The organism is Novosphingobium sp. B-7, from assembly GCF_000410615.1.
Taxonomy (GTDB): domain Bacteria; phylum Pseudomonadota; class Alphaproteobacteria; order Sphingomonadales; family Sphingomonadaceae; genus Novosphingobium; species Novosphingobium capsulatum.
Map to the genome: position 1 here is coordinate 19,283 of NZ_KE148517.1, position 2,099 is coordinate 21,381.

The 2,099-nt window shown below is 69.7% G+C and carries 1 protein-coding gene and 1 pseudogene; both read left to right on the plus strand.

What is annotated here, in order from left to right:
• Positions 1-1,044: GDSL-type esterase/lipase family protein (locus tag H926_RS30400; protein ID WP_082209339.1), on the plus strand; the 1,044-nt coding region annotated here is incomplete at its 5' end.
• Positions 1,041-2,099 (plus strand): annotated as a pseudogene (locus H926_RS30405) (SGNH/GDSL hydrolase family protein); the annotation flags it as partial. The gene H926_RS30400 and the pseudogene H926_RS30405, both read left to right, overlap by 4 nt.

Consider the following 2,099-nt stretch of genomic DNA (forward strand, 5'->3'; position numbering starts at 1 on the left):
CCTGCCCCCCTTGCCGCCGCCGGGCCAGCCCCTGCCCCCAGCCTGGCCCCGGGTTGCAGCGGCAAGTTTCCCAAGAGCGCGCGCGTGGCCGAAGCGCTGGCGGCGCACCGGCCGCTGCACATCGGCGTGTTCGGCGATTCGTTCGGTGATGGCCTGTGGGCCGCGACCGACCAGGCGTTTCGCAAGTATCCCGATGTAAAGGTTCACCAATTCAGCCACGAAGGCACTGGCTTTACCCGCTATCGCACGCGCGATCTGTTGCAGGACGCCAAGGACCGCGTGGCCGGCCAGCCGATCGACGTGGCGCTGATCAGCATTGGCGCCAACGATACCCAGGGCCTGTTCGTCAACGGCCACGCCGCCGCCTATATGACCCCGGCCTGGCAGGAAACGATCGAAGGCCGGATGACCGCGCTGGTGCGGATGCTGCAGCAGCGCGGCGTGGCGGTGGGCTGGGTGGGCCTGCCGCGCATGCGCGATGCAACATACGATCGCGATATCCAGGCGATGAACCGCTTCTATGCCAAGGTCACCTGCCGCTTGGGCGTGCCCTTTGCCAATGCCGTGCCGGTGAGCCAGGATCGCCAGGGCCATTTTGCCCTGCGCCTGATCGATCCGGCCACCGGCAAGGACTATCTCGCCCGCGCCAACGACGGCAAGCACATGACGTTTCATGGTTATGAAGTGATCAGCCGGCCGGTGGTGCAGCCGATCCTGGCCCTGCTGGCGCCGCCAGCGGCCAAGCCCACAACCCAAGCCGTAAGCAATGACACAGCGCCGGCGGCGTCCGCCAGCCATGCCCCGGCGCCCAAGCATGCCAAGCGGCCTGCTGTCGATGCAACGCGGGCGGATGTCCCCAGCAAGCCCACAGGGTTGCCAACAGACTTGCCCACACACAAGTCCACCGCATCACCCACAGACTTGTCCACAGCCCCGGCCAAGGCGCCGGCTGATGCCAAACCGGCCCCGCCCGCGCCGACACCCTCGGCCAGCCCGTCGAAATCGAGTGCCGGCGCCTCACCAGCCAGCGGAAAACGTTCATGATCGCTCGCGCGTTTGCCCGCACGCAGTTGGCCCTTGCGGCTTGGGGCACGGCGGCGCTGTTGCCGGCGGCCGCTGTTGCGCAGACCGGCGCACCGGTCGATCTGACACTGCCGGGCGCCCCTGCCCCTGCCGTGCCGGCGATCACTGCGGCGGTGCCCGGGCAACTGTCCAATGCCGCCGCGCTGGCGCCGTTTCTGGCCAAGCTGGCCAATGGCGCGCCGGGCGGGGTGCTGTCCGTCGTGCAGATTGGCGATAGCCATACTGCGGGCGACATGATCAGCCAGGGCCTGCGCGCTGCGCTGCAGGCGCGGCTGGGCAATGGCGGGGGCGGCATGATGCCGGCGGGCAAGCCCTATCAGGGCTATCTCACCTGGGGCGTCACCGCGCGGCAAAGCGCCGATTGGCAGGGCAATGCCCTGTTCGGCCCGCAACGCACCGCCATGGGCGCGCTGCTCGGCTTTTCCGGTTTTACCCAGACCACCACCATGCCCGCCGCGACGATGAGCCTGACCGCCGATAGCCCGGCCACGCGGTTCACCCGCTTTACCCTGTGCGGGTTGACCGGGCCGGAAGCAGGCGCGGTGACGGTCACGTTCGATGGCGTCCCGGCCGAGCCGATCAGCTTTTCCGCACAGGCGCCGGGCGCGGTGTGCTTCGTGCGCACCTCTGCGGTGCCGGTCACCCAGGCGACCGTGGCCACGCTCGATACCCGCCCGGTCAGCCTGACGGCGTGGGAAACCCGCACCGGCACGCCCGGCGCGATCGTGGCCAACCTGGGCGTGGTTGGTGCGCGGGCGATGCATCTGGCACGGGCAGACGATACGGTGGCCGGGGCCGAACTCGCCGCGGCCCGGCCCGATCTGGTGATCCTGGCATTCGGCACCAACGAAGGATTCGATCCGGCGCTGGGCCTGGCCGAAACCGAATCCGTGCTGCGCAGCGCCGTGGCGCGGGTGCGGCGCATGGCTGGGCCTGACGTGCCGATCCTGCTGGTCGGGCCGCCCGATGCCGCCAGCAGCCGGGCGATCGTGGCCCTGCCCTCCCTGCCCGAAACC